This window comes from Kitasatospora sp. NPDC101157 (assembly GCF_044768255.1).
In the GTDB taxonomy this organism is placed as follows: domain Bacteria; phylum Actinomycetota; class Actinomycetes; order Streptomycetales; family Streptomycetaceae; genus Kitasatospora.
This window is the reverse complement of record NZ_JBIWPL010000035.1, coordinates 16,345-41,552: the sequence shown is the minus strand read 5'-3', so window position 1 is coordinate 41,552 and position 25,208 is coordinate 16,345. Positions and strand designations below refer to the sequence as shown.

The window sequence follows — 25,208 nt, the reverse complement described above, 5'->3', positions numbered from 1 at the left end:
GCTCAGTCGGCGGCGGCCTGCTGCTCGAAGTGGTCGGCGAGGTGGCGAAGGATGCCGACCACGGTGGCGGCGGGGATCTTGCCGTGGACGTTGGCGACGCTGTTCTTGTCGACGGTGATGATCAGCGGGTAGTCGTCGGTGTTGATCACCTTGACGTCGAAGTCGGGCACGGTTGCCTCTCGGTGGGCTGGTCGGGGCAGGGGAGCGGCCGGGACCGCGCGTGCGGTCCCGGCCGGGGCTGCTGTCAGAAGTCGTGGTCGTCGCCGAGGTCGTTGGCGAGCTCGCAGGCCATGTCGTAGCTGTCGCGCAGGTGATGCGCGGCACGGCGCAGCAGCGCGGGCTGGTCGGCGTCGTCGGCGTTGTGGGCCTCGGTGAGCAGCTGGGCGGCGGCTTCGAGGGTCTCGGCGTCCTGGTCGTGGCGGGCCTGGTCGAGGAAGGAGGCGGCGTCGTTCACGAGCTCGATCAGCGTGGTGGCGTCGATGCTGGTCGGGTCGGCGGGGACGGTGGGGTTGGTGTCCTGGCGGGCGATGTAGGCGAGGTGGCGGCCGTGGCGCTGGGCCAGGCTGGCGAAGGTCGGGGCGGCGGTGGTGGTCTTGGGCATGGCTGGCTCCCTGGTGAATTGGTCTCGGCCGGGCGGCCGCGCCGCACACCGGCCCCGCCCCTGCGGCCCGGCTGGGTGCCGGGCGGCGGGGCGGGGCCGGTGGTCAGCGTGATGACCCGGACGGGATCAGTGGGCGAGGCTGTAGACGAGCAGGGCGAGCACCGCCAGGGCCAGGAGGACGGCCTTCGGTGAGATGCCCCTGGAGGCTTCCAGGCGCTTGATCTCGGCGTAGATCGCGTCGCACTCCTTGGTCAGGCCGTCGTGGGCGAAGGTGCCGGGCACCGAGTTGGCGAGGGTCGCGGAGCGGGCGTGGTGCAGCTGGCGCAGTTCGGCAAGGCGTGCGTCACGGGATATGGACCAGGCCATCGGGCGGGAGCCCCTTTCGGATTAGCGGATGGGTGGGTGCGGTGACGGTCGGCCCGGCACGCTCTGCGTTCGCCGGGCCGACCGGGACTTTGGTGGTGGTGCTACTGCTCCCGGGCCGGGTCGGTGTCCTGAGCGGGACCGGGCTGCGCGGGGATGGTGACGTTGATGGTCGGGGCGGCGACCTCGTTGCGGGGCATGTTGTAGATGACCGGCCGCAGCGAGAAGGACAGCCCGCGCAGGGCGAACAGGGAGACGAAGGCGATGGCGGCGGCGGTGATGCCGACGGCGACGGGCCGCCCGGCGGGGTCGGTGCCGGCCCAGACCATCGCGAGGGTGGCGCACGACCAGGCGGTCCACGCCAGGCGCGCGGTGGCGCCCCTGGTGACGAACGCGATCAGGGCTGCGGCCAGGCCGATGGCCTTCCACAGCGTGTAGGCCGCGGTGCCCGTGACGGGCAGGACGCTGGCGGTGTGGGAGTCCAGGTAGCGGTGAACGGGCTCGGTGACGGTCCGTACGAGGCCGGTGCTGTGGGCGGGCAGGGTGGTCGGCAGGTGAACCGCGTTCACCAGGTCGGTGAGCGCGGTCAGGAGGATGCCGCCGACGGCGGCGAGCAGCAGCACGCCGGCGGTGAGGGCGAGCAGGTAGACGACGGCCTTGATCCACGGTTCGGCGTCGTCCCAGTCGCCGTTCAGCGCGGCGAGGACTTCACGGCGGCGCCGGTCCAGGACGCTGCCGGGGGCGGTGAGCTTGCGGGCGCGCTGGGCGGCGGCGGCACGCAGCGTGCCGGGGGCGGCGCCGGCCTTCGGGTCGGGCTGCTCCTGGCCGAAGGGGGCGAACGGGTTGGGCCGGCTGGGCTGGTTCATGGCGTGGTCCTGTTCTCGGGTTGGTGGCGCGGACGCCGGGATGGGCGCACGGATCGGGGTGTGGCTGGTCGGCCAGCGACGCCCCCGGACGCGCCGCGCCCGCTTCGCCGAGTGGCGGGGCGGGCGCAGGCGGGCCGGGGACGAGACCGGGCGGCCGGTCAGTCCTGCGTGCCGCCGGGCAGGGCGGGGGTGTCGGTGGCGGTCACCGTGGTGGTGCGCTGGGCGGCGATCCACGCACCGGCGGCGGTCATGATCCGGCCGTCGTCGAGCGCGCCGAGCGGGGCGGTGTCGATGTCGTGCATGAACTCGGCCGGGTCGAAGGGCCGGATGTAGAGGACGGGGGCCTTGTCGATGACCTCGCCGCTGGCCAGGACGAGGAGCTTGACGTTCCCCGGGGCGTACGGGCCCCAGTCGCCGAGGACACGGCAGATCAGGGTGTGGTCGCTCTCGCCCTTGAGGTAGCGGTCGATGTCCCGGTAGAGCACGTAGTCGCCCCTGGCGGGGGTGGAGGTCTTGGTGCGGGCGGCCTGGACGGAGGGCTGGTTCACAGCGGTTTTCCCTTCACACGGCGGGGTCGGCCGGTCGGCCGGCGACGTCCCCGGACGCGCCGCGCCCGCCCGGCCGGTTCGGCGGGGCGGGCGCAGGCGGGCCGGGGGCGAGACCGGTGGACCGGCTGGTCAGCCGTTGTGGTTGCTGATGGAGCCGCGCCAGCCGGCGGACTGCTTGCCGATGGTCGTGGTGTGGGTGCGGTGGACCAGAGCCAGCACCGTGCCGGTCGCGCTGGCGCCCTCGCCGGTGGCGTTCGCGCTCGACCCGGTGTCGCTGCCGGCGGCGACGGAGCGCAGCTTGCCGAGCAGTCCGGAGACGCCGAGCACGACCAGGGCGACCAGGAGCGCGGCCCACTTGAGGAGGTCGCCGATCTGGCTGGCGTGCGGGGCGACCTCGGCGACGGCGGCGCCGAGCATCCACACCGCGCCACCGGCCGCGAGGGCGGCGATCGAGCCGTACAGGACGTACTGGCGCACCGCCAGCGACAGGCCCGGGTCGACGGCCGGTGCGGCCGCGGGAACGGGGGCGGGGCCCATGGCGGTGATGGCCTGGCGGTGGTCGGCCAGGCGGGCGGCCATGGCGTCCAGGTGGGCGCTCACGTCGAAGACGGGCACGGCGGTGGCCTGGCCGTCGACGATCGCGGGCACGCATGTGGCGTCCCCGCAGTCCGCGTTCAGCGGCACGGCGACGAGCTGTCCGTCCATGGTGGTGGGCGCGTAGCCGCGCTCCAGGAGGATGACCTGCGAGTCGTGGTTCGGGGTGTGGTCGGTGCCGGGCACGGGTGGTCTCCTTCGGGGAAGCGGGTGGGCGGGGCGCCGCGGCGCCTTCTCGGGCCGCCGGATGTGCCCCCGCCGGGTGGCGGCGAGTCCGGCGGCCCTGGGAGAGGCCGGGAGCGGTTACTGCTTGGGGAGGCGGCGGCCGGTGTTGATGCGGCTGGTGCGGCCGGCGGCGAGGATCTCGCGGATCAGGCGGGCCGCTTCCGGGGACTGCTTGCCGCTGCGCGACTGGCCGATCAGGAGCTCGGCCTCGTCGACCATGACGATGGTGCAGGGCGGGCCGGGCTGCAGCTGCGGCCGGCGGGGCGCGGCGGGCAGCGCCCTGCGGTGACGCAGCTGCATCGCCTCCCACAGGGCGGTGAGCGCCTGGACGGTCTCCTCGGCGGTGTTGTCGAGGGGGCGGCGGCGCATGCGCGGGTCGTGGGCGGCTTCGGCGAGGAGCAGGTCGACGGGCCCGAGCGGGGCGGTGGGTGTGCGGCGGGTGTCCATGGGCGGGGTCCTTCCCGGGCGGTGCGGGGCGGTTGGCGGGTAGTCAGAAGCGGATGCTGGCGAGGAGGTGGACCGCGCCGCCGAGGAAGGCCTGGATCGTCGGGGCGGCGCCGGTGGTGGCGAGGCTGAAGCCGAAGGCGCCGACGGTCAGGCTGGGCAGGATCCGCAGTCGGCCGAACCGGTAGAGGACGACGACGATGATGCCGAGCACGGCGGTGAGGGAGGCGGTGACGATCACGGTTGGCTCCTGGGGTGCGGGTGAAGGGCTGCCGGGCGGGCCGACGGTGCGTCAGGCTGGTGGCCGGCAGACGGTGGAGTGGGAGAGAGGGTGCGAGGGTGGGGTTCATCCGGCGTGAGGGGTTTGTCTTCGAGCAGGTGGTCTCGGACGACAACGTGATCTACGGCGCGTACACGGACGACGACGGGGTGGTGCACCTGTCGGACGACTACGAGCCGGGCCTGGAGATCCGCGTGGCCGGGGTCGTGATCGGCGGATTCATCTACGAGGCCCGCACCGACGAGTGGGGCCGGGTGTACCTGGTGGACGACGAGGACTACTGCTGAGTCCTCGCCGTCCCGCCCTTACTCGCGCAGGCCCCGCAGGGCGTTGCGGACGCTGCCGAGGCCGACCTGACGGCCACCGTCGGCGTTGACGGCCGCGAGGATCTCGTGGATGTCCAGGTCCTCGCCGTCGGTGTTCTCCAGGACGGCCTGGACGCGGTCGGCGAGGGTGAGCCGGGAGGCCGACCGCGGCTCACGCTCCGGGGCGGGGATGACCGGGACCGGCGCGCTGCGCGCCCGACCACCGCCGTTGCCTCCCCGGTTCCCGCCCCCGCCGTTGCCGCCCCGTCCCCGGCCGCCTGCGCCGCCGCCTTCGGAGTCGTCGAACTTCTCCGGGCAGGCCAGCTGGTAGGCCTCCAGGCCGTCCAGCTTCTTGACGTAGGCCTCGCCCGCGGCCTCCCAGGACTCCTCTTCGAGTACCTGGTGCGGGCCGTCGCCGTACAGGGCGAGCATCTCGGGGTCCAGGCCCTCGGTCGGCACCGGCGAGCCGACGCGGAAGAACCGCATCCGCGCCGTCGGCGACGGGCCGGACAGCAGGTAGCCGCTGCCCTGGGTGCCGGGCCGGTCCTCGTCCTCCACCGTGGTGTCGAACTGGGAGACCAGCTTGGCGGCACCCGCGTACTTCGGGATGGAGGCCAGCTTCTGCCCGGCGGGCAGCAGGCCGTCGGAGACCAGCTGGCGCATCAGGTTGCTGGTCCAGCGCAGCAGGATGACCTCGCCCTCCTTGAGCATGGAGCGCAGGGTGTCGGAGCCACCGAGCTCCTCGAGGTGGCCGGCCTGGGCGAACAGCGCGATACCCATGCCCAGCGAGCGACCGGTGCGACCGATGTCCTTGATGTAGAACGTGGCCTCGTCCCGGTACGGGGCGCCCTTCTCCAGCAGCCGGTTCGCCTCGTCCACCACCATGTACATCAGCGGGTCGGGCCGGTTCATCAGGAACTTGGAGCGCCCGGCCTCGGCGTAGCGGCGCTCGCGCTCCTTCATGATGTTCCAGAAGGTGCGCAGCTGGGCGATGGCGCCTTCCTGCGTGTAGACGCACCAGTCGACGTTGCCGCGGGCCTCGGGGGCGGACTGGCCGCCCTTGAGGTCGGCGTAGAACACGGCGACGCCGGAGCGCTTCATGGCGGCGAGGATGATCTGCCCGCCGGTGGACTTGCCGGCGCCGGTGGTGCCGAAGAGCAGCATGCGCTGCGCCGAGCCGGACTTCGGGTCGTACAGGCGCAGCTTGGTGGGGCGGCCGTTGTGGTAGCTGCCGATCCAGATCCGGCCGGTGAAGTCCATGACCAGGCAGTCGGGGTCGGGCATGAGGACGTCGGCGAGCGGGTCGTAGGGGTAGATGGTGACCAGGGCCCGGCTGCCCATGATCTCGATCGACAGCCGGGAGGGGTCGTCGATGTTCATGGCGTCGGCCAGGCGGGCTGGGTCGCAGGTGATGATGTCGCCGGGCGGGGCCTGGACGGTCAGTTCGTAGATGGTGCCGCTCACGGGAGTTCCTTGGTGAGGTTGGTGACGGGGACCTTGCGGATCTCGGTGATCTGGGTGCCGGGCATGCCCTTGGGGGCGATGTTCTGGACCCAGTTGGTGTAGGGGTCGATGACCTGCTGCGGCGCGATGCCGACGTACAGGCGCCGCACGCCGGCGCCGTGGCCCTTGACCTTGGTGACGGTGATCTCCTCCTCGTCCCAGTCCAGGAGCGCGGACAGGGCGGTGATGGAGATCGTGGGCACCGGCGTGCCGGGGGCGGCGGCGCGGATCAGCGCGGTCATGGACTTCTCGCCGGTGCGCTCGACGTCGGTCAGGACGGTGCCGGGGGCGACGCCGCCCTCGACGGCGACGCGCTGCGCCCACCAGGTCGACATCGGGTGGTTGGAGCCGGCCGGTGCGAGGTCGGCGGCCTGCTGCTCCTGGACCTGCTGGACGGCCTGCGGGGTGAGGGAGCGTTCGCGGCCGGCCAGGACGCGGGCCATGCGGGCCGGGCGGACTTTCCAGGTGGCGGCCGCCCAGAGCGCGTCGAGCGCGAACTCCCACCAGTGCAGGCCGTGGACCAGGTGTTCGGTGATGAGCAGGCCGGCGGCGCTGACGGGGGAGGCGAGGTAGAGGGCGGTGGCGGCGTCGCGGACGCGGCCTGCGGGCAGGGTCGCGGACCATGCCAGGCCCCAGGCGGTGGCGGCTCCGGCGCCGGCGAGGGTGACGGCGAAGGGGAGGGTGTCGGTGGTGAGGGCGCAGGTCGTAAGGCCCGCCGTGCCGGCGAGGGCGGCGGTGCGGCCGACGTAGCCGCGGGCGACGGCGATGCGCCCGCGCAGCGGGCCGAGGGACATCAACGGGGGTGCTCCTTCGCGGGTGCCGCCGGGGATGCGGCGGGGATCTCGGGGTGCGAAAGGGGCGGCCAGCGCGGCCCTGTGGGGGCGGCACCGGCCGCCCCGGGGGGTCAGCGGTTGGCGTAGAACTCGCGGTCGGCCAGGTCGCCTTCCTTGTTGGCGATCACATCGTCGACCGGCCCGTAGTCGGCCTCGTGCGCATCCGCCGTCTGCTGGAAGAGGGTGGAGAGCTCGGCGGTGGCGGTGGCCATGGCCTCGGCCTCCTCCAGGACGGAGAGCATCACGGCGGCGGCGTCGCGGTGTTCGCCGACGGTGTCCCGGTCGACGTTCATCCCGGCGGCCTGGTCGGCGAGGCGCTGCACCGACTTCGCGCAGCCCTCGACGTACTGGTAGGTGCCGGTGACCTTCTCGGACAGGGAGGCCAGGCGCACCGCGGCGATGGCGAGCTGGGTGATGACGACGCCGTAGCTGACGGCGTCGTGGATCACCTCGCCGGCGGCGGCGAGCGCCCCGCCGGTGGAGGCGCCGGCGCCGGGGTCGGGTCGGTCGGTGGGGGCGTCGTGGACGGCGGCCGGCGCACTGCTGGTGACCGGTGCGAGGTCGGTGTCGGACATCGGGCAGGCCCTCCTTACTTGTCGTGGTAGTCGCGCTCGGCGGGCGCGGCGTGGCCCATGTCGCGGGTGGTGTCGGCGACCTGCTGGTCGCGGCGGGCCGCGTTGGTCCCGGCCACCGCGATGGCCTCGGCGGCGGCCGGGATCGTCTCGGCGACCGCGTCGGCCTTCGCCTTGACCTCCTCGGCCTTCTCGATCAGTCCGGCGACCAGGCCCTCCAGGACGCCGGGCACCTTCAGGTCCAGCACCTTGGCGTGCAGGGCCTCCAGGCGGCCGAGCAGCTTCTCGCAGCCCTCCGCCGCCTCGCGCGCCTCGTCGGCGCCCGCGAGGATCTCCTCCGCCATGTCGGCATCCGCCTCGATGACGTCGTAGATCGTCAGGTCCGAGTCGCCGGCGTACTGGGCTCCGGCCGCCAGCCTGGGCGCGGGGATGGTCACGGGTCGTCCTCCAGTCGGTGATGCCGGGGGCATCGGGTTGGGGCGGGTCGTGCCCGGCCGGGTATGTGGACTGCTGTGGGGGGCGCGGGGCAGGGCGGCCTGTCCTCGGCCGATGGAGCCGGCGGTGTGCGGGCCGGGCCGGTCGGCGCGGTGGACGGTGGTCCTGGCGCCGGTGACCCAGCCGGGCGGCGGGCCGAACCCGGTGTCGGCCCCGGCGGCCTGGCCCGTCGCCGTGCCGGTGGCGCGGCCGGTGCGGCGGGCTTTCTGCGAGCGGCGGGTGTTGGTGCGCTCCGCCCGCTCGCGGGTCTGCCGCGCCCGGCGTTCCTGGCGTTCCTGACTCTTGCGGGCCTTGCGCTCCTGGCTCGCCTGACGCTTTCGGGCCCGAAGGTCTTCCGGGCTGCCGGGGGCGGTGGTGCCGGGCCTGCGCAGCCGCCAGGGCCGCGATCCCGGAGCCCCGCCCGGAGTGAACAGCCGCCGAAACCGGCGCCCCTTGCGAGCGCCGGCGGCAGCCGACGCCGTCCCGGCCGCGCCCGCCGGGGCGCTTCCGGTGCCGGGCGTCCCGGGCCGCACGGCCAGCTCGGTGCTCGGCGCGGTCGGCTGCGCCGGGGCCGTCGTTCCGTCCTTCGCGTCCATCGCGTCCTTGGGCTTCTTGCCGCCCAGGATCCGGTCGACCGCTCGCTTGCGCAGCGCGCCGCGGATGGTGTCCGGGGTGGCACCGCCGCCGCCATGGGCGCCGGTGGGCTTCCAGCTGCCGGTGGTGATCCGGTCGGCGACCCGGCGCCGCGCGGCGCCGCGCACGGTGTCCGGGCCGGCCGGTTGCCGCTCGGTCCGCGTCTGCCGGTCGGCCTTGGTCTGCCGGTCCGGCCTGTTCCGGTCGGGGCCGGGCAGGCGGTCCTTCGGGCCGTTCAGGATCCGGTCGGCGGCTCGCTGGCGGGTCGCTCCGCGGATCGTGTCCGGCCCGGCGAGCTGGCGGCCCGGGCGGTCCTGACGGGAGTTCAAGGGACCGTTCCGGGGGCCGCTTTGGGGCCCGGAATTGCGCTCCAGACGGCTATTTCGGCCGGAGGCCTCCAGGGCGCCCCTGCGGGCCTCCTGGACCCGCCCGGGCCCGGTGCTGCCCCCCGGCCCCGGGCCGCCGCCCTGCCCGCCTCCACGGCCCGTCTCGGGCCTCTTCGGCTGCGGGCCGGTCGGCCCGGTGGGCCCGGTGGAGCGGAACGTGGAAGGCACCGGACCGTTAGTCCGGCCCGAATTCTGGAGGGAATTCGGGCCGCCACTGCGGGTGTTCCGGCCGAATTCCGGGCCGGACTGGAAACGGCCCCGCTGCTGCGCCGCCAGGGCGGACGCGCGGGCCTTTTCGAGTTCCGTATTCGCCTTTCCGGCGGCGGCGCTCTGCTGGTCCCGGACGGCTTTGAAGTGCTCCGCGCGGGCTTTCAGGTAGCCGACGGCGTGATAGGCGCCGCGCAGGGCGGCGACCGTGATTCCCGCCATCATCACGGTGGACATGGCGGCGGTCCCGGCGAAGGAGCCGGACCCGGCGGCCGGGGCGGCCTCCATTCCGTTGGCGGTGGATTCCTCCCGGCCGGAAAGGTCCGGGCCTTCCTCCACGGAAAGGGAGGCCGGCGGCGCGAATTCGGTGGTCAGCGGGGCCAGGGTGGGCAGCCCGTCGCCCGGGCCGTCCTCGCCCACGACCCCCGGCAGGCTCAGGCCGGGGAAGCCGAGCACGGTCCCCCCGGTGGTGTCGTCGGCCATCCGGCCGCCTCCAATCAGTCGTCACTGTCCGTCACCGATCCGGGGTCCCTCGCGTGCGCGCACAGTGCGCGCACGTGGAGACCCCGGATCGCGGCATCGCGGCGGTTTCGGTGAGCGCGAAGAGTCACCCCGCCGCCCGGGCCGTCAGGAGCCGGCGCGGGCCTGCGTCCACTGGGTGAGCAGGCGCACCAGGTCCGCCCAGGCCGCCTCGTCCCGGCCGGCCACCACGCGGGCCAGGTCCCACAGGACCGGCGCCCGCTCCGCATTCGTTCCGGCCGCCAGGACCCGCGCATTCCAGTGGGCGAGCTGCCCCGGAGTGAGCGGCATTTCATGCCTCCTTCAGGAAATCCAGGAACGTCGCCGGGGGCTGGTCCTGGGGCGTTCCCGCGCCGTTTCCGTTCGGGTTCTCGGCGAACCCGGCGGAAATTCCGTGCAGGCTCGCCGCCGTGTTCACCGCCTGGATTCCCTGCGTGTTCTGGGTCCCGGCCTTGTTGGCCTTCTGGAGGGCCTTCGCCTTCGCGCGGGCCTCACGCTTGACCGGGAGTTCCACGTAGAAGCGGTTGTAGGAGGCGTCGATCTTTCCGGCCGCGTTCACCGCGTCGCGCAGGTGCTTTTCCAGGGCGGCCATCGGCCGGGTCGCGCGGAATGCGCGGACCTTCGCCTCCATGGGCTTGTCGCCCTCGAATCGGATGTTCTCCAGGGCCGACTTGTACTCGTGCAGCAGCGCCTGGACCTCGTTGGCCATCTGCCGCAGCCGCTCGCGCTGCTGGGCGGCGTAGAGGTTGGTGCCCTGCGGACGGAGCAGGTGCTCGGACGTCCACCCGTTCTTGTGGTGCTGGGACATGCGGGTCCTCCAGGAAGGGGAAGTTGACCGACCCGGGCTCCGGCCGGATGCACGGGTCGCTACGGTGGTGCTCGGCGCTCGGCGCCTTCGGCGGCCACCAGGGCGATTGCCGCGCCCTGGTGGCCACCGGAGCGGCCGACCACATGTGTTGCTCTCAGTGACGATCCGGCGGGGACCGGGCCGCTCGTCCGCCGCACCGTCAGGTGCGCGAGAGGGGCCCGGTCTCAGCCGGTCTGCTTGAAGCGGCCCCGGGCGGTCTCAAGCCGCCGTCCGGCGGTCGCCCGGGACTTGCCGATGACCTTCATCGCGTCGTCCAGTGAGACCGCGTCCTTGTCGCCCCGGCGGTACATGAGACTGAGCAGCGCGGTGACCTCGCCCTCGATCTCCAGCTCCTGGGTCGCGGAGCGGCGCCGGGTCTCACCGGTGCGCTTCACCAGCGCCGCGCCCGGCCCGGTCTCACCCTCGGTCTCACGCTCTGACCTGCTGGTCTCACGCTCGCCGTCGCCGGTCTCAACCAGTCTCATCACGGGCCCGGTCTCACCGGCCTCGGTCTCACGAAGGCCGGGCCAGGTCTCAACCCGGTCTCGCGCTCCGTTCACGTCAGCCGTGAGACCGGAGGGGAGGGCGGCGAGGCCATCGGTGAGACCGACGTACAGCGGCCCGTCGATCTCACCCTCGCCCTCGTCGGTCTCACTCTCACCGGCGTCCGGCCCGGTCTCGTGGGAGCCGTCCTCGTCCTCCTGGGTGATGTGGTGCAGGCGCCACATCACCCACGGCGCGATCGCCGCGACGGTCACAATGAGCCACCACTTCGGATGCCCGTGGACGTCGACGCCGAACAATCCGGCGTTGGCCAGGTGGTAGACGGCGTTGGCGGCGACCATCAGCACGATCGCCCCGAGCACGTCCCGGTGCCGGCGGAACGACTGGACGACGTAGACGTCGATCGACAGCGGCAGCGCCCACGCGATCTGCGCGGGCCAGCCGGACAGCCGAGCGAGAGCGAACTCGCCGGACGCGGTCAGCACGATCGTCGCGCCCAGCGCGACCCGCGGCCCCCAGAGGTCGACGAACTTCTGCCGGACCCGGGTCTTGGCGACCAGTTCCTCGGCCCGCTCGGCCTCCAGACGGATCGCCGCAAGGCGCTGCTGCACCTCGGCCTGCTGCCGGGCGCCGGCGGTCAGTACCTCGCGGACCCGGCCCTCGGCGTCGGTGACCATCAGGTCGGCCTGCGCCTTGGCGTCGGACAGCAGGTCGGCCGCCTCGGCTTCCGCCTTGGCGATCTCGCCGGAGGCCTTCGCCTCCGCCATCGCCCGCACCTCGGCGACCGCCTCCGTGGCCTGCGCCTCGGCGCCGGCCAGCAGCTCGGCCGCCTCCTGGCGGCGCTGGTCGGCCTCCACCTCGGCCTGCGCCGCGATGCCGTCCGCCCGCTCCCGCGCCTCGTCCAGCAGCTGCGCCGCCTCCTCTGCGGCGGCCTCGACCTGCGCGCGGGCCTGCTCGCGCAGCGCCTCCGCGTCGGCCCGGCCCTCCTCGCGGGCCTTCGCCGCCGACTCGCGCCGGGCGGTGGCGTCCTGCTCGGCGGCGGCGACCAGGTCCTCGGCGCGCCGCTTGGCGTCGGCGACCAGCTGCTCGGCGTGCGCGGTGCTGGCCGCGGCCTCCGCTTCGGCCTGCTTCTTGAACTGCTCGGCCTCGGCGATGAGCTGCTGGGCCCGCTCGCGGCCGGCGGCCACGATCCGGCCGGCCTCCGCCTGCGCCTCGCCGTGGAGCTTGGCGGCGACCTCGCGACGGTGGGCCACCGTCTGCTCGGCGGCGGCCAGGTCGGCCTCGGCGATCGCCCGGGCCCGGGCCACCGTCTGCTCGGCGCCCTGGAGCTGCTGCTCCGTCAGCCGCTGCAACCGGGCGACCGACTGCTCGGTGGCGGTGCGCTGCTTGACCGCGTCGGCGAGCTCGTCACGCGCCGCCTGCAGCCGCTCCTCCAGCTCAGCGCTCCGCGCGGCGGCCTGCTGCTCGGCGCCGGCCAGGACGGCGCCGGCCTGCGCCTGGATCTGCTCGGCATGCTGCTCGGCGTCGGCCACCTGCCGGCAGGCCGCCTCGAGCAGCTGCTCGGCCTCGGCCTGCGCGGTGGCGCGCAGCTGCTCGGCCTCGGCCTGGGCCGCTTCCACAATTGTGGAAGCGGCGGCCTGGTCGAGCTCGGGCTCGCGGGGCGCCGGAACAGCCTCCGGCACGGTGGTGGTCTTCGGGGTGGTGGTCTTCGTCCCCGCCGAGCGTCGGGCCGGGGTGCGTCGGGTCGCCACAGGGGCTCCTCTCAACTGCGCGTGATGGGGATCGGTCAGGCCGGGATCGCGGTCAGCCTGGTCACGTCGAGCGCGAGCTTCACCGCCTCGGCCCAGCGACGCAGGTCGCGGGCCGCGCCGGTGGCCTCGACCGCCCGGCGCGCGGAGGTCAGCTCGGTTAGGGCCGCGGCCGCGTTGCGGTGCGCCTCGGCCGGGTGGTGGACGTGCTCGGTGTCGGCCAGGGCGTCGATCAGGTTGCGGATGCCGAGGTTGAGGTCGACGGCCAGCGCCCGCAGCACGCTGTCGTCGGCGTCGGTGCCCGGGTGGTTGGCGGTCGCGGCGATCCGCAGCCGGGTCCGCTCGGCGAGCTCTTCGACCAGCGCGGCCAGGCCGGCGCGGCCGCGCGCCTCGGCCACGCGCTCGCGCAGCTGGACGACGCGCTCGGCGGTGGCCTTCTCCCGCCCGTACTGCGCCTCGTCCAGCGCGCGCTCGGCCTCGATCAGGTCCATCTCGCGGGCCAGGCGGGCGGCCTTCCAGTCCACCCTGTTCTCCGTGCTGTCCAGCCAGACCAGGAGCTGGCCGAGCGCGGCCAGCGGCACCGGCTTCGAGGTGTCGGTGTGGGTGAGCATCCAGGTGGGAAGCGCCATCGGAGGTGTCCTCTCTTATCGGGGCGGTGCGTCGGGCACCGTCGAACGCCCCCGCGACCGGCGGTCCGGGGCGGGGGCGAACGGCAGCAACCGCTGCGAGGGTCAGGCGGTGCGGGCGCGGTTGCGGGCGGCGCGGCGCTTCAGCGCCCGCCGCTCGTCCTCCGACATCCCGCCCCAGACGCCGGCGTCCTCACCGGTCGTCAGCGCCCAGGTGAGGCAGTCCTCGAGCACCGGGCATCGACGGCAGACGGATCGGGCTTCCTCGATCTGCAGCAGGGCCGGGCCGGTGTTGCCGATCGGGAAGAACAGCTCCGGGTCCTCCTCGGCGCAGACAGCGCGCATCCGCCAGTCGGTCTCGGCGGCGGTCGTGAGCATGATCTTGCTCATGGTGCGGGCTCCTCTCGGTCAGCTGATCCGGGCGGTGTGGGCGAGCTTCTGGAACGCGGCGGTGCTCACCGGGTGGGCGATCTCGTCCAGGACGTGCTGCCAGTCCGGGCTGTCCGCCTCGCGCGGCGTCCACGGGTCCGAGTCGTGGGTCAGCTGCCAGGCCGCCCAGGCCTGGGCGAAGGTGTCGTCCTCGGGCTGCTTGATGACGACGTCGCGCTCGTGATCCCAAGCGGTGCAGTGCCGGCGGATCCGGTCCTCACCGACGGTGCGCACCGTGATCTGCCAGGTCGGCCAGCCCTCGCGCGGGCCCGGGTCGATCGCCAGGACCTCATAGGGGGTGTCGCCGGTGTAGGGGCCGCGGTAGATGCCGCCGACGCGACGCGGGCCGATGCAACGGGCGATCCAGCGTCGGGTGCTGTCCGCGCAGTAGTACGCGCGGCGGGCGTCAGTGGAGATGCGGGCGCGGTGCTTCATGGTGGCCTCCGGCCGGGAAGTTCAGGAGCTCCCGCTGCGCCCCGGGCCGGGGTCCGGGGCGCAGCGGGAGCGAGGGGAGGGGTGGTTGGTCAGCCGGCCGCGGGGATGCGGCAGCGGATCGCCTTGCCGATGGGCGAGGGCTTGACGGTCCAGCCGGGGGCGAGGATGTCGAGGAGGAGCAGGCCGCGGCCGGACTCCGCCTCGTCGCTGTCGGGGGCGGTGTCGGTGCGGCGGGGGCCGGCGCCGGCGAGCGGGTCGTGGACGGTGACGACCGCGTCCACTCCTCGGGAGCGGTGGATCTCCACGACCAGCGGGACGTGCTCCCCGCAGGCGCGCACGGCGTTGCCGATCAGCTCGGAGAGGACCAGCTGGGCGGACTCGGCGGTCTCCAGGTCGGTGCCGTGGGCGACCAGGACGGTCAGCGCCAGGGCCCGCATGGTCTGAACGGTGTCCTGGTTGGCCGTCAGGTGGGCGGTGATCCCGCCGAGGCGGTGGACCAGGTAGAGGCCGGGGCGCGGGGCGGGGAGGATCGGCTCCTGCGCGGTGAGGTCGGGCGCGGTGCCGGTGCCGTAGGTGGTGGTGGTCATCGCTTGCCGCCCTTCGGCTTGGCCGGCGTACTGGGCTTGGTCACCGGCGTGCCGCCGGCGAAGCTGCGGGCCGTCATCACCGGCCACCGCGGACGCGGCGCAGCGCCTCGTCCATGTCCGGGTCGCTGTCACCCGGGGCGAGGTTGAGGGCGGGGCGTGCAATGATGTTGTGCAGCACAGTCGTTGCCTCCTACTTAGGCGCGACGTTGACGGCCCCGGGGCGCAACCCGGGGCCGTCGCTGTTGGTGGGAGCAGCTCCTGCCGTCCCCCCGCCGTCCCCGCCCCAGCAGGCCGGGGCGGAGGCGACGGGCAGCGTCGCAGAAGAAGACACGCCGCTGGTCAGGCGGCAGAGCGCAGCGCGGTCAGGTGCGCGAAGGCGAAGCTGGTGGTGGCGGGACGCTGCGGGCGAGCGGCCGGCCGGTAGTCGGCGTCGTCGATCGTGTTGGTGACGAGCCCGGCGATGTCGGCCGGGTCCGCGGCGGTGCCGAGCCGGCCCGCGAGGATGGGCGCCGGCTGGTTGCGCAGGCGGTTCACCAGGACGTCGGCGCTCCAATCCAGGAGATCCAGGACCTCGGTGAAGGAGAGACAGCGGGTCGCGGTGAACTCCGCCGCGTGCAGCCACAGCTCGCCGCACAAGTCGTCGACCGTGTCCTCGTTGATGTCCAGGCCGGCCTCGTCCAGCAGCTCCCGCACGAGGTCCCGCAGGCCGGTCGAGTACCAGGTGTAGGCGTCGGTGAGCAGCATGGCGGCGGTCGTTTCGGGCATCGCGGTCTCCTCGGTACGGGTGTCGGTTGTACGGCTATGCGAAGCGGCGACCCGGAGATTCCGGGCCGCCGCGGGCTGATGGAGTGCTGTTCAGTTCTGGAACCGGGCTGAGCCCGGCGTGGTGCTGGTCAGGTGGGCAGCTGCTGGCGCTTCCGGATGGGGTTCTCGGCCAGCACGTCCTCCGCGCTGCGCACCGCGCCGATCGGGCGGGCTTCGACCGGCACCGCTGCGCCCTGGATCGGCTCGACGAGACGGCCGGTGATGTGCTGGGCCCGGCGGCGCTTCGCGAGCAGGAAGTCCACCTGCGCGTCCGGCCACTCGGCGGCGCGCTGCTTGACCTGCTCCTTCGCCTGGCGGCGCTCGGCGAGCCGCTGTTCCTCCTCGGCTCGGGCCTGGGCGGCGCGGCGTTCCGGTTCCTGGCGCAGCAGCTGGAGGTAGGTGACGGCCAGGCGCTCGCCGTCAGCGCAGTGCTTGACCCGGAGCTTGCCGTCCTTCTTGCTGGTGGTGCAGGCCGCGCACCGGGTGCGGTGCGTCTCGTAGGTGCGGAGGGCGGTGTCGGCGGTGGGCGCGGCCGGGGTGAGCTGGTGGAGCGCCGGCGGCTTCGGGGTCGGCACCTTGCGCAGGACCTTGGTCGGCCGGCGGGCGGCGGCGTCGGCGCTGGCCTCGACCCGCTTCTCCTGCCAGCGGACCAGTGAGGGGATGTCGATGATGACCAGGCGGTTGGAGTTGCTGCAGCGGCGGGCACCGGTGGTGCCGGCGCGCTCGGTGTGGTGCGGGGCGATCTTCCACTCCTTGGTGCCCTTGTTCAGGGTCAGGGGGCACCAGGTCTGGCAGGCCGGGCAGGCCAGGACCTCGGCGCGGTGGGTGAGCTGGACCGAGGCGATGGGGAGCTTCGAAACCCGGAGCGCCGGCTGGGAGGAGACGTTGGTCGTGCGGGTCCGGCGCTTGCGCTCCCGGGCCGTGGGGATCGCGGTCGAGGTGGTCATCAGGTGCTCCTCGTCTGTACGGAGAAGGTGAGGGCCGCATCGCGGTGCTCTCTCCGCCCGCCAGGCCGCACGGGAAATCCCGGCGCCCTGGCGAGCGGACAGCGCATCAGCGCTGCTGCGTGGCAGTCGCATGGGTTTGGTGGAGCTACCCGGCACCCGGACTGTGGGCGGCGACTACCTGCGGTTTTGTACTGGTGCCGCTGCCAGGGTGAACTGCCCCTCGCAGCGCGTCACAGCTCGCTATCACCAGGCTCATAGTCCCGGGACTGCGGTGCGTGATGAAACGATGACACCGGAGTCCCGGGACTGTCAACAGTCCCGGGACAGTGAGTCCTGGGACTGCTAATCTTGTTGCAGTCCCGGGACTGTGATTCACTGGCGCACGAAAGGAGGTAGATCCCATGTCGCCGAAGACCCCGAAATGGCGTGAGCTCGCAGATCGCCTCGCAGCAGAGATCGCATCTGGCGTCTATCAGCCTGGAGACCCGCTGCCACACATCCGAACCCTGGTAGCCGAGGGGTACGGGTCTAAGACCACTGTGAGCGCTGCGTACACCGCACTGGAGACGGAGGGGCTGGTCACTACCTCGCGCGGACACGGCACGACCGTGCGGCGCCGGCCTCCCCAGAACATCAGGCGTCATCAGGAGCGCTACAACTGGGAAAAGAAGCTCGCACAGTCACCCATCGGGGAGCGGAGCAACAACGGAGTTGTGGAGAAGGACACCGGCCTCGACCACGACCAGGTCGAGTGCCATGCGGTGTTCAACGCCGAGCCCGCAAGTTCTGAGATGGCCACACGCTTCGGCGTCGAGGTCGGCACGCTGATGCTGCATCGGCACTACTGGCACAGCACTCCGGGCGACTCGGTGGCCCTGTCACTGATCGACTCATACCTGGTTCACGCGGTTGCCGCGCGGAACCCGGACTTGTTGGACAGCGAGCGTGAGCCCTGGCCGGGTGGCACACACCATCAGCTGAGCACCATCGGGATTGAGATCGACCGCATCGACGACGCGATCCGCACGCGAGTCGCAACGGCGGCCGAGGCCAAGAAACTCGGCATTCCGCCCAACAGCGCCGTGCTGCTCCTGGACAAGATCAGCACCTCCACCAGCGGTGATGTCGTGGAGTACTCCCACGTCGTCCTGCCGGGGGAGCGCACTGAGTTGCAGTACGCCGTCCCTCTGGAAAGGTGGGCCACCGCGTGAGCGGGCTTCTCTCGATCGTCACCCCCGTGCACGACGCCGCAATCCCGTACCTCTCGAACGCCTACGAATCGCTGGCCGCCCAGATCCTGCCGGACGGCTGGGACTGGGAGTGGCTGATCCAGGTCGATGGAGGCGACGGCTCCGAGGTGCCTGCCAGCATCCTCACCGACCTCCGGGTGAAGGCCAGCGGCAATCGGAAGGGCGGCCCGGGCGTCAGCCGGACCATGGCCTGGGGCCGCAGCAGCGGCAGCCTGGTGAAGGTGCTTGACGCTGATGATGTCCTTCCTGCGGGAGCGCTTGCACGTGACATCGAGGTGCTGGGGCAACACCCCGATGTCGGTTGGACGGTCTCGCGAGTGCTCGACCTGATGCCGGACGGATCCCTGGTCCACTACACGCTCGGCGACCCCGAGGCTGGACGGATGCCCCGTGGAGCCCTGTTTGATTACTGGTCCACCTCGCACCGGCCGCAGGTGCACCCCGCCACACTGTGCGTCCGGCAGGAACTGCTGGCCCTGGCCGGCGGATGGATGGCGCTGCCCGCTTCCGAAGACACCGCGCTCTTGATGGCGCTGGACGTCCTCGCGGACGGTTGGTTCATCGAACAGACTGGCCTGCACTACCGCAAGCACCCCGGGCAGACCACCGCCCATGCTGATCACAGGGAGGGTCCTGAATGGGAGGCCCGCATGGGTGCGATCCGGAAGCACGCTGAGGCTCTGAGGCGGTAGGGCCAGGGCCGTGGGTCTCTTTCCTCGGCCCTCTGAAAGCCCCTACAGGCATCCTGTAGTCAGCTTCTGAGAGGAAGGGAATCGCACTCGGAGGGGGAGGCACTGCTGGCTGCAGCTGCGTCTATGCTCCCGAGGCGGTGGAGTTCGCGCTCATCTCCATGAGCTGCGGAATCCACGATGACAATGCCAATCCGAATCGAGACAAGGGGGAACCAGGATGAATGACCTACCGAACTTGGACCGCCTGGACTCGGGAGAGGGTGGCTTCGTCTACGTTCTCGGGTCCGCCGGCCTCCCTCTCGTGAAGATTGGTACTGCCCGGAATCCCGAGCGCAGGGTCCGCGAGCTTCAGATCGGAGCGCCGACAAAGCTCGAACTCCTCTGGCAGACTCCCGGTGATCGTGGGCTTGAGGCCCGTCTCCACGCCTGCTTTCAAGCGGAGCGGTCTCATGGTGAATGGTTCGATCTTGGGCCTGAGCCGGTCGCAGCAGTGCAAGACGTCGTCGCGCAGCTCAGGGCTGGAGAGCACCTACCGCGCCCACGTAATTTCGAGGCTGCTGACTTGGCCCAGCTGGCAGCGGAGACTCCCGGGCTCGCAGCCGCCATCCGCAAGGCTGAGAACTGGATCCCGGGGCACGGCCAGCACGTGACGGTCTACCTGCTCCGCGACCCTCGTGACGGAAGCGTGCGTCACGTCGACGAGACCGTCCAGCCACAGACAATCGGCAGCCCGAGCGCCATGACAAGCAAGGCAGTTCGCGATTGGCTTCGGGAGCTTCGAGGGGAGGAGCTAAGGCCATCGGTTGAACTTCTCCACGTTCTCCGGGAAGAAGCTGTCGATCAACTCCTAGCAGCAGGAGAGCCGCTAATCGGGTACAGCGATGCAGAACGAACTGCCGCTACCGAGCGACACCAGCGTCGCCGCCAGAGATCGGTGCACTTTGCATCTTTCACGGTGCGCTATTCCCGGGCTGACTGCGAAGCATTGGGAGGCAGGTGGTGGGCCCGGGACATCTGACCGGCGGGCCTCGACGACCGGACAGCAGAGTAGGAGGCATGGACTTGTCGGACTTTCAGCTCGTTGAAGCGTCGGACCGACACGGTGATTTCACCGCTACTCCGCGTCCTAACGGCAGGGGTAGGCTGTGCGCAGCAGTGATCAAAAACGACTTCGCCGCCCGGACCGTGAGGGTCCGGACGGCGGTGAAGTGGCTCGGCGCCCCCTGCCAGGGGCCCGTCCCGGTCGACCACAAGGGAGGTGGTGACGTGATGAAGGGTACCCGCAGCCGGGTCCTGGCATACGCGCGGCACCCCGCCGTGGAGCGACCGAGTCGGTCTCGCTCCGGCGGGGTGCCGTCGTCGTGTGTGCGGCTGGGCCTGCTGCCCCCCGTGTGGGGGTGCGCCGTGACCTAGCCGTCTGTGGCGGTGCCCCGACCTTTCCACAGGTCTGGACTCCGCCGGCCGCTCTTCGGGATTTCCACCCCGAATCGGCCTACCTGCTCCACCCCGCTCTCGGGCTTCCACACCGTTGAGCGGGTTGCTGGGGGATCGGCTTCCAACCGACCACCAGCTGCACTACCTGGTTTCGCACCACAACCGGCCCCTTTCCAAGGGCCACTCGTAGTACCCGGCCCCCGGCAAGGGGCCGTCGCTTCGGCCCCTCCCAGGGCCTTCGCAATGCACCACCACCGGCTTTCCAACCGGTCGCAGTACCCGCAGTCGGTGCCCCTGCAAGGGCCTCGGCTGCACCCAACCCGCAACACCCAGATCCAGAGGAAGGGAGGTCGCTGATCGGTCTTCGCCCCCGCGAGGGGGCTGTGTGTCCACACCCACGAGGGGTGCTTCTTGTCAGCACTCCCGAGGGGGTGCTGCCGCCCTACCCATCTAGCAGCAGGGAGCTTTGTCATTATTGAGCAGGTCAGCGGGCCTTTCCAGTCTTGCGGTGCCCCCGTCGTCCGCGGTGGTGTCCCCGGTTTGAGCTCGCACGATGGGGGAGGAGAGGGGCGAGAGATCTCCTCCCCCGCTGCTGCCTTGGGTTCTGTCCAGGGACCGGTTGGCGGACCGGTTGTCGGATCCGCCGCGCTCGCTGTCGACAATGTGACGCACATCACCCATCTGGGTGAGGCTTCGAGTGTCACACGGTCGGGCCCGAACCGCGCCGTTCCGGCCATGCCTGGCCAGAAGTCAGTGGGTTGGCGGTCCAAGATCCCTGCCGGGTTGTCTCCACGGATGCGGGCGCTGGTGCTCGATGGCTCGGGAATGGAGCGGTATCGGGAAGGCGGCTCGGACGGCGGCTCCGGTGCCGGCCGGGACACCCACCGGGTCACCAGTGCGATCGCGTTCTCCTTCGCTCGGGCCGGAGCTGACCGGCTCGCACTGCGCGACGTCCTGTTGGCCTCGCCGGCGCCCGGTGGTGCTCTGCTGCGGGACCTGGCGCACGCCAAGGGCCATGACCATGCCTCGAAGTACCTGGACCGGGTGTGGCGGCGTGCGGTGCGTGTGACGGGTGAGTCCGCGCCAATCCGGGAACGGCGGGATGCGCTTGCTGCGGTGGCGGAGCGTCGGATCGCTATCGAGGTGTTCCCCTGGCGTGGCCAGGCCGGGCAGACCGACCGGGCGAACCTGCTGTACCGGCTGGGGTTGTGCGAGCGGGCCGGCGGGTTCGACCACGAGGTGTCGCAGCGTCAGCTGGCGCTGGGTATCGGGGCGGGGGAGTCGACGGTGAAGCGCTCGGACGCCCGCCTGGTGGCTGCTGGGTGGCTGTGGCGGGTGGAGCAGGGCGGGTCGGGGAAGTCGTCGAAGTGGGTGCTGGGGAAGCCGCGTGCGGGATCGGCTGATGCTGTGTCGCCGGTTGACCCCAACCGCCAGGTGGGGCACGAGGCCCCCGGGTACCTGGATGGGGTCAACCGGCGACAGACCTCAGCCACGGTGCCCGCTGTCCCGTCTGATGCCCCTGTTGAGCTGGACTTCCGTTTGCTGACTGACTTGATGACCCGGGACGCCTTCCGGGCCCGGGGTCTCGGCAAGACGGCCGCCGAGGTGGTGGCGGCGCTCGCGTACCGGGACGGGCAGAGTGCGGTGGAGCTCGCGTCCAGTACGCGGAGGCACCGCGCCACCGTCCACGCCCGCCTGACCCCGCTGATGGAGCACGGCCTGGTTGTGAAGACCGGCGAGCTGTACTACCTGGCCGATGGCCTCCTGGATGCCCCGGCCGGGCGCCCGCAGGGCAGCCGCCTGCCGGCCTGGAAGCCGGTAGACCGCTGGGACGATGTAGCGGTTGACCTGGGCGTTTTCGGGACCGGCTACCGGCAGTGGTGCTTGTACGCGTTCGACCGGATCGCCGCGGACGACGTCTACCGCCGGGTACGCGAGCACGCCCGTCCGGCCCGGCCGGCCGCTGAGCTCACCGACCAGGACCGGGCGTTCCTGAACTACTGGAGCGCCGCCTTCGAGGACGCTGACCGGGTGGTGGGCGCCTGATGAGCCAGCCCGACAGCAGCGGAGCCGACCTGGCCCGTACTGCCCTGCGCGCCGCCCGCCAGGCCGCCCGCACCAGCGGAAACATCCGCGTCCAGCGCACCACGCGGCAGACCACGGCCGTACCTCGGCGCGGCCCGCGCGAACCCGAGCCGATCGCGGACGTCTTCCTCGCCCTGGTCGCCGCCCACGGCTGGACTCTGGGCACCGTCAGCGGAGGCCTGCGCGACCGTTGGCCCGACATCGTCGGCGCCGAGGCGGCCGCCCACTGGCACCTCGCCGGCTACGACCCGACCACCCGCCGCCTGCGTGTGGTCGCCGACTCCCCGACCTGGGCTGCCCAGCTGCGCTACGAGACCCGCCGCATCCTCGGTGCCCTCGACCAGCTGTGCCCCGGCACCGTGCGGGCCATCGACGTCCGCGTCGGCCCCGCTCCCGTGGTGCAGCACGACCCGAACCCCGATGATCGGCTCACCCGCCGTGACGATCGGCCCGCCGCGCAGCTGGCCCGGCCCCCGCTCGCCGACCACCGCGCTTACCAGGAACTGCGCCGTCGGATGCGCGAGAACGCTGCCACCCGCCAGGCCACACTCGACGAGGCCGCTGCCGAGCGGGAGGCCATCCTGCGCCGGAGCTACAACTGGCTGCGCGAGCCCGAGGACGCCCGCCGGCCCGCGGTCGAGGCCGTCCCGGTCACCGACGCTGACCAACACGCCTGCCAGCAGCGCGAACGCCACCGCGCCGCTCTCGCCGTCGCCCGTGCCACCCGGGCCGGGGCGATCCCGCTGCGCACCGCCCGCCCGGCTGTGCCGCAGGCCGGAGCGGCGTAAGCCGCAGGAGGCCTGGCTCCCCACTTGCAGACCTCACCGGTGGCCAGCGCGCAGCTCCCGGTGGAGGTCCTGCGACGCTCGGGCGTAGCCCATGTGGATCTTGCTGATGGTGCGTAGCCAGGCGAGCAGGTGGCTGTGGGGATGCGGCACCTCACCCAGGAAAGCGTCGGTCGCGCCTGCGCCGTCCTATCGGAGCTGATGGAGGTTGATGCCTCTGAACCCGGAACGCCTACCTTGTGAACCACCCGCCTGTGATGATGACTGCGGACTCGAACCGGTCGGGCGCGGACCACCTCGCGGCATGGCTACACTACGGCGTCATATAGACACATGTGGCTACCGGCCGGGCTGATCGGTTGCCACCTGCTTAGGGGGCGGGGCGGTATGGGCAAGCGAGCGCGTCGACGTCGCCGGGAAGCCGTGGCCAAGGCCGCTGCGGTCGTGGAACCGACGATCCTGCGGTTCCCCCACGGTGAGGAGTCGGTTCTCCAGGTCGAGGTCGCCCCCGACGCCACACCCGAGGATCTAGCGCTGATCCACCGCTACTGGGACCTCACCGCCTACGGCTGGCGGTACAAGGTCCGCGAGCTGGGCTCGACCCTGACCGTGCTGAATGCGGTCACCGCCTACTCCCGCGCCTTCCTGCTCTCTGTCGGGTGCTCGCTGTGCGGTGAGCCGATCGAGATTGCCAACCGGTCGGCCGGCACCGTTCTCGCCGGCCCTACCTTGACCGAACCCCGCGCCACCGGTCTCTGCCCGGACTGCCTAAAGCAGCACACGGCTGTGAAGGAGCAGCAGCAGCGCCTGGCAGCGCAGCAGGCGGAACAGGAGAACAGGAAGGCGCGGGAGGCCGAGGAGGAACTGCGCCAAAGGGTCGTCGTGTGGACAACACGGGAGCGGGAGGCCCCCTGCGTTTCCGAGACCGTGGACGGGAACGCGGAGTTGGTCCTGCTGCTGGCCTTAGCAGAGCGCGCTCGGGCCGGCCAGTCGAAGCCGCTGCCCGCGCTGTCTTCCTTGGAGAGCGGGTGGACCGGTGACGTGGAACGCGATGCGAAGGCCCTTTCGAGTCTTCGCGAGCAGGGGCTGCTGGTGGTCGACGCGCAGTCCCCGCTGTCCGCATTCCAGTTGGGGGAAGGCGGTGGCCTGATGTACGGGCCCGCCGAAGTGCTGTGGACTCTCAAGCTTGATCCCGACGCCACGATCGACCTGGTCGCAGAAACCTGCGTCCGGCGGGCCACCGCGATCGGCCAGCAGTCAGCGGCCGAGATCGCCTCTCTTGCTCGGCTCGTCACCACGCTTGAGGCCACCCACGTCATCGACTACCTGAATTCCCTGCTGACCAAGAAGTACGGTTATCCGCCGGTACCGGAAACCCGCGAAGTTGAGCTCTTCGACACAATCGTCGATGGGATCACGGGCGGATACACCACGGGGCAGATGATTGCGATCGTCTGGCGCGCTGCAGACTCGGCGGCAGCGTGGAAGGAGCGCAACGCACGGATGGGGCCGCCAGAGGCCTCGTCAGCGACGGTGACCATGGTCCGCAGGAAGTTGGACGATGCCCGTGAGCGTCGTCAGCCCGTCCCTGAGTACGAGCCGCCGCGCTGGCTGTCCGTGCCGGCTGCCCTCGGTGCGGCCCGTCAGGTGCTGGAGGCGGTGGAAGGTCCCCGTCGACGGGATCGGATTGCGGCGTGCAACCAGTGCGACATCAACGGCTTCGTCTCGGACGAGGTCGACGGCCGCGAGGTTGCAAGTCGCTGTCTCCACCTACCCTCAGCCCGCCGTCCCGACGATGACCACATCCCTGCCGACCACTAGAAACACGGAGCGGCACCTGCTGAAGCACGCGTGACCTCATCGCACTCCACCGGGCCGCTCTCGCCGTCGCCCGCGGCCACGCCGTCCCCCCTGCGCACCGCCCGCCAGCCGCAGCCGGCCACCCTCTCCGGTGCCGCGTAACACCTGATCGTGGCGGGCCTCCGGGGCCGGTCCGCCGTATGAAGCCGTGAGCCGGTACCGCCCGAGGTCCCCGCCGAGGACAATGGGGGCACCGAGGAGGTGAAGGAGACCGTGAGCGTTGCAGTCACCGAGCACAGCGGGCCGTGGACCGTCGAGGACGTCCTGGCCCTGCCCGAAGACACCCACCACCGGATCGAGCTCGTCGGGGGAGCACTGCTGATGAGCCCGAACCCCGGCGTCCCACACCAGCGGGCCAGCTCCCGCCTCTGGGCCCTCCTGGACGCCGCCATCACCGCAGCCAGCGCGCCGTTCGAGGTGCTGGAGGCCGTCAACGTCATCGTGCCCGACGGCCTGCTCATCCCCGACCTGGTCGTCGCCGATGCCGCCGCGGCCGCCGAGGCCGGCACCACCCTGAGCGCGCACGACATCGTCGTGGCCATCGAGATCGCCTCGCCGTCTACCCGCGTCGCCGACAAGAAGATGAAGCCCAGCCTGTACGCCGCAGCCGGGATCCCGCACTACTGGCGCCTCGAACTCGAACCCGCCCCCCGCCTCTACCTCGGGCACCTGGAGCGCGGCCTCTACGTCGACCGCCTCGTCCAGGTCGGCGAGACCACCGCGCTCACCGACCCGTTCCCCCTCGACCTCGACCCAGCGAGGCTGCGCAGGTAGTCCGCACGCACCGTGATGGCCGGACCCCTCAGCCGAGGTGTCCGGCCA

Annotated in this window: 29 protein-coding genes; 8 read left to right on the top strand and 21 right to left on the bottom strand. The window is 71.9% G+C overall.

What is annotated here, in order from left to right:
* Positions 1 to 2 precede the first annotated feature (2 nt).
* The 8 genes from ACIRVF_RS38850 to ACIRVF_RS38815 form a co-directional block, all read right to left on the bottom strand.
* Positions 3 to 170, bottom strand: a complete 168-nt coding sequence (locus ACIRVF_RS38850) for a hypothetical protein (protein WP_402829052.1) — start codon at positions 168 to 170, stop codon at positions 3 to 5.
* 74 nt (positions 171 to 244) lie between these two features.
* The gene (locus tag ACIRVF_RS38845) at positions 245 to 601 is read right to left on the bottom strand and encodes a hypothetical protein (protein ID WP_402829050.1); all 357 of its coding nucleotides are present in this window, start codon (positions 599 to 601) and stop codon (positions 245 to 247) included.
* A gap of 126 nt (positions 602 to 727) precedes the next feature.
* Positions 728 to 967, bottom strand: coding sequence for a hypothetical protein (locus ACIRVF_RS38840; protein ID WP_402829048.1), 240 nt, complete (start codon positions 965 to 967; stop codon positions 728 to 730).
* 101 nt (positions 968 to 1,068) lie between these two features.
* Positions 1,069 to 1,830 (bottom strand): hypothetical protein, encoded by a 762-nt coding sequence (locus tag ACIRVF_RS38835; protein ID WP_402829046.1) that lies wholly within the window; start codon positions 1,828 to 1,830, stop codon positions 1,069 to 1,071.
* Positions 1,831 to 1,988: 158 nt separating this feature from the next.
* Positions 1,989 to 2,378: a hypothetical protein gene (locus ACIRVF_RS38830; RefSeq protein WP_402829044.1), complete on the bottom strand. Its 390-nt coding sequence runs from the start codon at positions 2,376 to 2,378 to the stop codon at positions 1,989 to 1,991.
* A 129-nt stretch (positions 2,379 to 2,507) separates the two neighbouring features.
* Positions 2,508 to 3,158, bottom strand: coding sequence for a hypothetical protein (locus tag ACIRVF_RS38825; protein WP_402829043.1), 651 nt, complete (start codon positions 3,156 to 3,158; stop codon positions 2,508 to 2,510).
* A gap of 117 nt (positions 3,159 to 3,275) precedes the next feature.
* Positions 3,276 to 3,644: a hypothetical protein gene (locus tag ACIRVF_RS38820; protein ID WP_402829041.1), complete on the bottom strand. Its 369-nt coding sequence runs from the start codon at positions 3,642 to 3,644 to the stop codon at positions 3,276 to 3,278.
* A gap of 43 nt (positions 3,645 to 3,687) precedes the next feature.
* Complete coding sequence (locus tag ACIRVF_RS38815; RefSeq protein ID WP_402829040.1) at positions 3,688 to 3,882, bottom strand: hypothetical protein; 195 nt, start codon at positions 3,880 to 3,882, stop codon at positions 3,688 to 3,690.
* Positions 3,883 to 3,980: 98 nt separating this feature from the next.
* Between ACIRVF_RS38815 and ACIRVF_RS38810 the strand changes: the two genes are divergently transcribed.
* On the top strand, positions 3,981 to 4,208 hold the full coding sequence (locus ACIRVF_RS38810; protein ID WP_402829038.1) for a hypothetical protein: 228 nt from the start codon (positions 3,981 to 3,983) through the stop codon (positions 4,206 to 4,208).
* A gap of 18 nt (positions 4,209 to 4,226) precedes the next feature.
* On the opposite strand, the gene ACIRVF_RS38805 is transcribed toward ACIRVF_RS38810, so the two are convergent.
* From ACIRVF_RS38805 to ACIRVF_RS38745, 13 genes are all read right to left on the bottom strand, one after another.
* Positions 4,227 to 5,690 carry a transfer protein gene (locus ACIRVF_RS38805; RefSeq protein WP_402829036.1) on the bottom strand — a complete coding sequence of 488 codons (1,464 nt, stop codon included), beginning with the start codon at positions 5,688 to 5,690 and terminating at the stop codon, positions 4,227 to 4,229.
* Complete coding sequence (locus ACIRVF_RS38800; RefSeq protein WP_402829034.1) at positions 5,687 to 6,523, bottom strand: hypothetical protein; 837 nt, start codon at positions 6,521 to 6,523, stop codon at positions 5,687 to 5,689. The genes ACIRVF_RS38805 and ACIRVF_RS38800 overlap by 4 nt, the downstream gene beginning before the upstream one ends.
* Before the next feature lie 110 nt (positions 6,524 to 6,633).
* The gene (locus ACIRVF_RS38795) at positions 6,634 to 7,137 is read right to left on the bottom strand and encodes a hypothetical protein (RefSeq protein ID WP_402829032.1); all 504 of its coding nucleotides are present in this window, start codon (positions 7,135 to 7,137) and stop codon (positions 6,634 to 6,636) included.
* A gap of 14 nt (positions 7,138 to 7,151) precedes the next feature.
* Positions 7,152 to 9,317 (bottom strand): hypothetical protein, encoded by a 2,166-nt coding sequence (locus ACIRVF_RS38790; RefSeq protein ID WP_402829030.1) that lies wholly within the window; start codon positions 9,315 to 9,317, stop codon positions 7,152 to 7,154.
* Positions 9,318 to 9,461: 144 nt separating this feature from the next.
* A complete protein-coding gene (locus tag ACIRVF_RS38785) occupies positions 9,462 to 9,644 on the bottom strand; it encodes a hypothetical protein (protein WP_402829028.1) in 183 nt (60 codons plus the stop codon).
* A gap of 1 nt (position 9,645) precedes the next feature.
* Entirely contained in the window at positions 9,646 to 10,161 is a 516-nt protein-coding gene (locus tag ACIRVF_RS38780) for a hypothetical protein (RefSeq protein WP_402829026.1), read from the bottom strand.
* 224 nt (positions 10,162 to 10,385) lie between these two features.
* A complete protein-coding gene (locus tag ACIRVF_RS38775) occupies positions 10,386 to 12,455 on the bottom strand; it encodes a hypothetical protein (RefSeq protein ID WP_402829024.1) in 2,070 nt (689 codons plus the stop codon).
* A 35-nt stretch (positions 12,456 to 12,490) separates the two neighbouring features.
* Positions 12,491 to 13,081, bottom strand: a complete 591-nt coding sequence (locus tag ACIRVF_RS38770) for a hypothetical protein (protein ID WP_402829022.1) — start codon at positions 13,079 to 13,081, stop codon at positions 12,491 to 12,493.
* Between the two features lie 102 nt (positions 13,082 to 13,183).
* Positions 13,184 to 13,456: a WhiB family transcriptional regulator gene (locus ACIRVF_RS38765; protein ID WP_402829131.1), complete on the bottom strand. Its 273-nt coding sequence runs from the start codon at positions 13,454 to 13,456 to the stop codon at positions 13,184 to 13,186.
* A 30-nt stretch (positions 13,457 to 13,486) separates the two neighbouring features.
* On the bottom strand, positions 13,487 to 13,942 hold the full coding sequence (locus ACIRVF_RS38760) for a hypothetical protein (RefSeq protein ID WP_402829020.1): 456 nt from the start codon (positions 13,940 to 13,942) through the stop codon (positions 13,487 to 13,489).
* Positions 13,943 to 14,031: 89 nt separating this feature from the next.
* On the bottom strand, positions 14,032 to 14,529 hold the full coding sequence (locus tag ACIRVF_RS38755; protein WP_402829019.1) for an ATP-binding protein: 498 nt from the start codon (positions 14,527 to 14,529) through the stop codon (positions 14,032 to 14,034).
* 339 nt (positions 14,530 to 14,868) lie between these two features.
* A complete protein-coding gene (locus ACIRVF_RS38750; protein WP_402829017.1) occupies positions 14,869 to 15,294 on the bottom strand; it encodes a hypothetical protein in 426 nt (141 codons plus the stop codon).
* Between the two features lie 128 nt (positions 15,295 to 15,422).
* Complete coding sequence (locus ACIRVF_RS38745) at positions 15,423 to 16,280, bottom strand: hypothetical protein (RefSeq protein WP_402829015.1); 858 nt, start codon at positions 16,278 to 16,280, stop codon at positions 15,423 to 15,425.
* 401 nt (positions 16,281 to 16,681) lie between these two features.
* Here ACIRVF_RS38745 and ACIRVF_RS38740 point away from each other — a divergent pair, with 401 nt between their 5' ends.
* From ACIRVF_RS38740 to ACIRVF_RS38710, 7 genes are all read left to right on the top strand, one after another.
* Positions 16,682 to 17,491: a GntR family transcriptional regulator gene (locus ACIRVF_RS38740; RefSeq protein WP_402829013.1), complete on the top strand. Its 810-nt coding sequence runs from the start codon at positions 16,682 to 16,684 to the stop codon at positions 17,489 to 17,491.
* Positions 17,488 to 18,222: a glycosyltransferase gene (locus tag ACIRVF_RS38735; RefSeq protein WP_402829011.1), complete on the top strand. Its 735-nt coding sequence runs from the start codon at positions 17,488 to 17,490 to the stop codon at positions 18,220 to 18,222. The genes ACIRVF_RS38740 and ACIRVF_RS38735 overlap by 4 nt, the downstream gene beginning before the upstream one ends.
* Positions 18,223 to 18,439: 217 nt before the next feature.
* Positions 18,440 to 19,240, top strand: a complete 801-nt coding sequence (locus tag ACIRVF_RS38730; RefSeq protein ID WP_402829009.1) for a GIY-YIG nuclease family protein — start codon at positions 18,440 to 18,442, stop codon at positions 19,238 to 19,240.
* 1,211 nt (positions 19,241 to 20,451) lie between these two features.
* Positions 20,452 to 21,702 carry a hypothetical protein gene (locus tag ACIRVF_RS38725; protein ID WP_402829007.1) on the top strand — a complete coding sequence of 417 codons (1,251 nt, stop codon included), beginning with the start codon at positions 20,452 to 20,454 and terminating at the stop codon, positions 21,700 to 21,702.
* Entirely contained in the window at positions 21,702 to 22,529 is an 828-nt protein-coding gene (locus ACIRVF_RS38720) for a DciA family protein (RefSeq protein WP_402829005.1), read from the top strand. Before ACIRVF_RS38725 ends, ACIRVF_RS38720 begins: the two co-directional genes overlap by 1 nt.
* A gap of 384 nt (positions 22,530 to 22,913) precedes the next feature.
* On the top strand, positions 22,914 to 24,347 hold the full coding sequence (locus tag ACIRVF_RS38715; RefSeq protein ID WP_402829003.1) for a hypothetical protein: 1,434 nt from the start codon (positions 22,914 to 22,916) through the stop codon (positions 24,345 to 24,347).
* A gap of 252 nt (positions 24,348 to 24,599) precedes the next feature.
* Complete coding sequence (locus tag ACIRVF_RS38710; protein ID WP_402829001.1) at positions 24,600 to 25,160, top strand: Uma2 family endonuclease; 561 nt, start codon at positions 24,600 to 24,602, stop codon at positions 25,158 to 25,160.
* Positions 25,161 to 25,208 lie beyond the last annotated feature (48 nt).